The sequence below is a fragment of the Streptomyces sp. ICN903 genome (assembly GCF_022015835.1).
Lineage (GTDB): Bacteria > Actinomycetota > Actinomycetes > Streptomycetales > Streptomycetaceae > Streptomyces > Streptomyces fenghuangensis.
On record NZ_JAKMAY010000321.1, the window covers coordinates 1 to 5,962 of the forward strand.

Annotated in this window: 3 protein-coding genes and 1 pseudogene; 1 reads left to right on the top strand and 3 read right to left on the bottom strand. The window is 76.2% G+C overall.

Annotated elements, in window-relative coordinates:
- The coding region (locus L7D48_RS24425) for a family 20 glycosylhydrolase (protein WP_237882546.1) at positions 1-1,442 on the top strand (1,442 nt) is incomplete at its 5' end.
- 59 nt (positions 1,443-1,501) lie between these two features.
- Here the strand turns inward: L7D48_RS24425 and L7D48_RS24430 are convergent.
- The 3 genes and pseudogenes from L7D48_RS24430 to L7D48_RS24440 form a co-directional block, all read right to left on the bottom strand.
- On the bottom strand, positions 1,502-2,416 hold the full coding sequence (locus L7D48_RS24430) for an ABC transporter permease (protein WP_237882548.1): 915 nt from the start codon (positions 2,414-2,416) through the stop codon (positions 1,502-1,504).
- Positions 2,413-5,199 carry an alpha/beta fold hydrolase gene (locus L7D48_RS24435; protein WP_237882550.1) on the bottom strand — a complete coding sequence of 929 codons (2,787 nt, stop codon included), beginning with the start codon at positions 5,197-5,199 and terminating at the stop codon, positions 2,413-2,415. The genes L7D48_RS24430 and L7D48_RS24435 overlap by 4 nt, the downstream gene beginning before the upstream one ends.
- Positions 5,200-5,251: 52 nt before the next feature.
- Positions 5,252-5,962: pseudogene (locus tag L7D48_RS24440) on the bottom strand (hypothetical protein); the annotation flags it as partial.

A 5,962-nucleotide genomic window follows, 5' to 3' on the forward strand; every position in this document is an offset into this window, starting at 1 on the left:
CCCCCGCCACCGTCCCCGCCGTACGCCGGTGGGAGCCCGAGCCAGGCATCGGCTGGCAGCCCGCCCCCGGCACCCGCGTCGTGGCCGACCCCGGCGGACCGCTCGCCGACGAGGCCGAGCTGCTCGCCGGGGAGCTGGACGTGGAGCACTCCGGCGGACCGGCCGGACCCGGCGACGTCGAGCTGAGACTGGACTCCGCCAACTCCGACAAGGGGTACGGAGGCCGCGAGGGCTACGTGCTGAGGGCCGACACCGGCCGGGTCACCGTCACCGGCCGCACCGACGCCGGCGTCTTCCACGGCACCCGCACCCTCCTGCAGGCCCTCCGCGGCGGCGGCTCGATCCCCCGCGGCACCATCCGCGACTGGCCCGACCGCCCGCAGCGCGGCTTCATGCTCGACATCGCCCGCAAGCACTTCGACGCGGAGTGGATCGAGGACCGCATCCGCGAGATGGGCGACCTCAAACTCAACCAGCTCCAGCTCCACCTCTCCGACGACCAGGCCTTCCGCGTCGAGAGCGACTCCCACCCCGAGGTCGTCTCCGACCCCCACCTGACCAAGGACGAACTGCGCCGGATCGTCGAGCTGGCCAACTCCCGGCACATCACCGTCATCCCCGAGATCGACTCGCCCGGCCACCTCGGCGCGGTGCTCGACGCCCACCCCGAACTCCGGCTGCGCGACGCCGACGGCGACCCGGCCCCCGGCGCGATCGACATCTCCGACCCGCGCTCGGCACGCCTGGTGGACGACCTGCTGCGCGAGTACGCCCCCCTCTTCCGCGACCAGACGGGCCCCGGCCCCTACTGGCACCTGGGCGGCGACGAGTACCGGGCGCTGATGCGCTCCGACCCCGAGGCCGCCTACCCGGAGCTGGCCGAGACCGCCCGCCGCGAGCACGGCCCCGGGGCCCGGGTGCGGGACCTGGCCGCGGCCTGGCTCAACGACCGCGCCGAGACCGTGCGGAAGGCGGGCTTCACCCCCCAGGTGTGGAACGACGGGCAGCACGCCGGCGGAGTCGTCGAACCGAGCCGCCCCCGCCAGGTCGCCTACTGGACGGGCAAGGAGATCGGCGCCCGGCCGCCCGGGGAGTACCTGCGCGAGGGCTGGGAGGTGGTCAACCTCAACGACGAGTACCTCTACTACGTCCTCGGCGAACCCAACGAGTTCACCTATCCGACCGGGGGGCGGATCTACGAGGAGTGGACCCCGGCGGTACTGCGCGGCACCGAGCCCGAGCCGGAGGAGCTGACCGGGCCGGACCGGGTGGTGGGCGGGCGGCTGGCCGTCTGGTGCGACCTGTCGGACGCGCAGACGACGGCCGAGGTCGCCCGGGGAGTGCGCATGCCGCTGCGGGCCGTGGCGCAGAAACTGTGGGACCCCTCCCCGCCCGCCCTGGAGTGGGAGGACTTCCGGGCCCTGTCGGACCGGGTGACGTAGGGAGGGATCCCGTGCGGCTCGGGGGACGGCTCAGGGGACCGGGCGGCGGATCAGGCGGCTCAGGAAACGATGTCCTTGGTGCGGAAGTGGCGGAAGGCCAGCGCGAACAGCACCAGCGCGTACGCCACGGACACCGAGGCGCCCCGCAGCATCCCGCCCGTCTCCAGTTCCGGCTGGAAGACGTCGGCCCAGGCGAACTGCCAGTGCGCGGGCAGCAGCTCCCGCCAGTCGCCCAGCGCCGTGACCGCGTCCAGGATGTTGCCCACGATCGTCAGCCCGATCGCGCCGCCGACCGCGCCCAGCGGTGCGTCGGTGACCGTGGACAGCCAGAACGCCAGCCCGGCCGTCACCAGCTGGCCCACGAAGACGTACGCCACCGCCAGCGCCAGCCGGCCCAGCGCCTCGTCCGCCGGCAGCGTGCCGCCGGTGGGCAGCTCCAGCGGACCCCAGCCGTACGCCGCCGAGCCGGCGGCCAGCGCCACCAGCGGCAGCAGCGCCATCGCCGCCGCGCTGAACGCCAGCGCCACCACCAGCTTGCTCAGCAGCAGCCTTGAGCGCGGCACCGGGGCCGCCAGCAGATAGCGCAGCGAGGACCAGCTCGCCTCGGAGGCCACCGTGTCGCCGCAGAACAGCGCCACCGGCACCACCAGCAGGAAGCCGGCGGAGACGAACAGCGCCATGGCGGCGAAGTTCAGCCCGGAGGCGGTGGCGGTGTCCATCAGGTTGATGCGCCGACCGCCGCGCTCGGGCTCGCCGCCGATCGCGAAGGCCGCGATCAGCACGAACGGCAGCGCGGCTAGCACCAGGCCGGTCACCAGGGTCCGGCGGCGCCGCAGCTGGCGCACCGCCTCCACGCGCAGCGGCAGGGTGTGCCGCGGGCGGTAGCCGGGCGCCGCGCCCGACGGACCCGTCCCCGACGGGTCCGGTGCGGGCGGGTTCGGCGCGGGAGGGGGAGTGGGGGCGGTGGCGGTCATCGCTCTCCTCCGATCAGGGTGAGGAAGGCGTCCTCCAGGCGGCGGTGCGGCCCGGCGCGCTCCACCGGCACCTCCAGCCGCAGGAGCTCGGTCAGCAACTGCGTGGTGGTGGCGCCGTCGAGCCGCACCAGCAGCCCCTCGTCGACGGCCACGGCCGAGCCCACACCGGGCAGGGCCGCCACCTTCTCCGGCAGCGCCTGGGGCACCGGGCCCCGCACCCCGACGAGCACGGTGTCGCCGGAGCCGGTGATCTCCTCCACCGGCCCCGCCTGCACCAGCTCGCCGCGGTCCATGACCACCAGGTGCGTACAGGTCTGCTCGACCTCGGCCAGCAGATGGCTGGAGACGATCACGGTACGGCCGGCCGCCGCGTAGCGGATCATCACGTCCCGCATCTCGCGGATCTGCGGCGGGTCCAGGCCGTTGGTCGGCTCGTCCAGGATCAGCAGGTCCGGCAGGCCCAGCATGGCCTGGGCGATCGCCAGCCGCTGCCGCATGCCCTGCGAGTAGGTGCGCACCGCGCGCTCCAGGGCGTCGCCGAGCCCGGCGATCTCCAGCGCCTCCTCGGTGTGCGCGTCCTCCTCGGGGCGGCCGGTGGCCCGCCAGTACAGCTCCAGATTAGCCCGGCCCGACAGGTGCGGCAGGAAGCCGGCGCCCTCCACGAACGCGCCGACCCGCGACAGCACGGGCGCGCCCGGGCGGATCGCGTGGCCGAAGACCCTGATCTCACCGCTGTCGGGGGTGATCAGGCCCATCAGCATCCGCAGGGTGGTGGTCTTGCCCGCGCCGTTGGGGCCGAGCAGGCCGAGCACCTGGCCGCGCTCCACCCGGAAGGACAGATCGCGCACCGCGTAGCGGTCGGCCGAGCCCGCGTACCGCTTGGACAGGCCGGTGATCTCCAGCGGGACGTCCTCGCGTGCGGGGCCCGCCTGCGGCGCGGCGGCGGGTTCGGCGGGGGTGCCGGGTGCGGGGGTGCCGGATTCGGCTGAGGCGGGCGGCGCGACCGGTGCGGTCTTTTGGCGGCGTCCGGTCAGCAGCAGCACCACCGCCACGGCCGCGCCGGCCGCCGGCATGCCCCACACCCACCACGGGGTGCCGGCCGCCTCGACGGCCAGGCCGGGCGCGGTCGGCACGCTCAGCCCGCCCTCCGCGAGGGAGACGGTGTAGGCGGCGGGCTCGACCGGCGAGGCGTAGGCCAGATCGGTGGCGGAGAGCACCACCCGCATGCGGTGCCCGGCCTCGAAGCGGTGGTCGATCGCCGGCAGCCGCACCTCCACGCTCCGGCCCTCCCCGGCCCCGGTGACCCGCAGCGGCGCCACGAGCTGGGAGGGAAGCACCTGGCGCCCGTCGGGGCCCACGTCGTAGACCTTGGCGAACAGCACCGCCTCCCCGGAGGAGGACGCGACCTCCACGCGTACCGAGGGGGCGCCGGTGACCTGGACGGCCTCGGGAAGCGGCTCCGACTCGAAGCGGGCGTGCTGGCCGGGGTAGTCCACCGACAGGCCGACCCCCAGGTCCGACAGTCCGCCCACGGCGCTCAGACCGGGTACGGCGGAGACGGCGGGCGGGCCGCCGCCGGCCGGGTTGGCGAAGGTCTGCTCACGCCCCCGCAGCTCCACGGTCCGGCCGCCGGAGGCCAGGCCCGGGTAGCGTTCGGCGGTGGCGGCCCGCAGCCGTGTCTCGCCGTCGGTGGTGTCCATGCCGCCGGTGCGGGTGACGCGGAAGGCCGGGCCGGTGTCCGTCCCCTTCTCGTCCTTGAGGTGGCGGTCGAACCAGGCGCGGGTGCGGTCGTCCAGCCGCTCGGTCTCGTCGGGGCCGCCGTCGTGGCCGCCCGCGATCCACTCCACCGCCACCGGCGCGCCGTTGGCGCGGATCGCCTTCGCCATGGCGTCGGCGTGGCCGAGCGGGAAGAGGGAGTCGGAGCGGCCCTGGATGATCAGCGCCGGTACGTCGATCCGGTCGGCGACGGCCGCCGGGCTGCGCTCGCGCAGCAGCTCGCGCGCCTCCTCGTCCGGTTCCCCGGCGACGGCGACCCGCTCGTACATCGCGCACAGCTCGGTGGCGAACCGGCCGCAGCCCGCCCGCCGGGAGGCCGGCCCGGCGGTGGGGACGCCGTCGCCCGCGACGGTGGAGCCGGTGGTGAAGAAGATCCCGGTCCACAGCTGTTTGAAGACGCCGTCCGGGAAGAGGGCCTCGGACAGGTCCCAGTAGGTGATGCGCGGGGCGACGGCGTCGACCCGCTCGTCGTACCCGGCGGCCAGCAGCGAGACCGCGCCGCCGTAGGAGGCGCCGGCCACGCCCACCCGGGGGTCGCCCTCGCCGTCGAGGCGGACCTCGGGCCGCTTCGCCAGCCAGTCGATCAGGGCGCTGACGTCGGCGACCTCGCGGTCGGGGTCGTTCAGCCCGATCCGGCCGGTGGAGGCGCCGAAGCCGCGGGCCGACCAGGTCAGCACCGCGTAGCCGGAGCGGGCCAGCTCCTCGGCCTGGCCGCGCAGTTCGGCCTTGCTGCCGCCGAAGCCGTGGCCCAGCAGGACCGCGGGGCGGCGGGTGCCGGGGTCACCGGCGGTGAAGTAGGAGGTGTCGATCCGGACGGTGTCCCCGCCGTCCCCACCGCTCCCGCCGCCGTCGTCCGGTGATTCGGGCAGGGTGATCCTGTACTCGGTGTGGCGTACGGCGGGGGCGTCGTCCGGCAGGGCCGCCCACACACCGCCCCCCACGAGGACGGCGACGGCGGCGGCCGCCGCGACCAGCCGTCCGCGGGGCCTGGGCAGTCGGAGATCCATGGCCCGACCCTACGGGGTGCCCCGCCCGGTGCGCGGAGCGCCCCGGGCGGGGTCAGCGGACGGTGTTCCGCGGCGGGGCGGGCGCGGGGTGGCCCGTGGAGGGGCCGCGGTCCTGTGCGGTTTCGGCCCGGGGGCCGCCGCTGCCGTTCCCGGCTCCGTTACCGGCGCCGTTCCCGCTGCCCGGAGCACCGCCGCCCCGGCCGCCGGTGCCACCGCCGGTGCCGGCTCCGTTCCCGGTTCCGTTGCCGGGGTTCCCGGTGTCCCGGCCGCCGCTTCCGCCGCCGGTGCCGCCGTTGCCGGTGCCGCCGTTGCCGGGGCGGTCGCCGCTCCGGCCGGCGTTGTCCCGGCCGCCGGAGTTTCCGTTGCCGCTCCCGGGGGCCCCGGGGTTGGCGTTCTCCTGGCCGTTGCCGGTCTGGCCGTTGCCGCCGGTGGCCTGGTCGGGCAGATCCGGGATGCCCGGCGTCGCACCGTTCCCGCCGCCGTTTCCGTCTCCGTCGCCCCGGCCGCCGTCGGCGGGGGAGGGCCGCGCCGCCGGGCCTTCCAGGACCGCGTCGCAGTACTCGGCCACCCGGTCGCGTCCGCCCGCGGCGGCGACCAGCGGCTTCCGTCCGGCACCGTCCGGGCTGCCCGGGCCGTCCGGATCCCGCTGCCGGTCCCGGCACAGCGCGACGATCCGCGGCGACGCCTCGGAGGGCGGCACGGCGCCGGTCCCGAAGCCGTCGTGGCGCGGCCGGGCCGGGCCGGCCTCCCCGGTCGTGGGGGC

Bases quoted from the DNA above. Each gene is read 5' to 3' on its own strand.
- L7D48_RS24430 (WP_237882548.1), bottom strand. From the start codon at position 2,416: ATGACCGCCACCGCCCCCACTCCCCCTCCCGCGCCGAACCCGCCCGCA.
- L7D48_RS24435 (WP_237882550.1), bottom strand. From the start codon at position 5,199: ATGGATCTCCGACTGCCCAGGCCCCGCGGACGGCTGGTCGCGGCGGCC.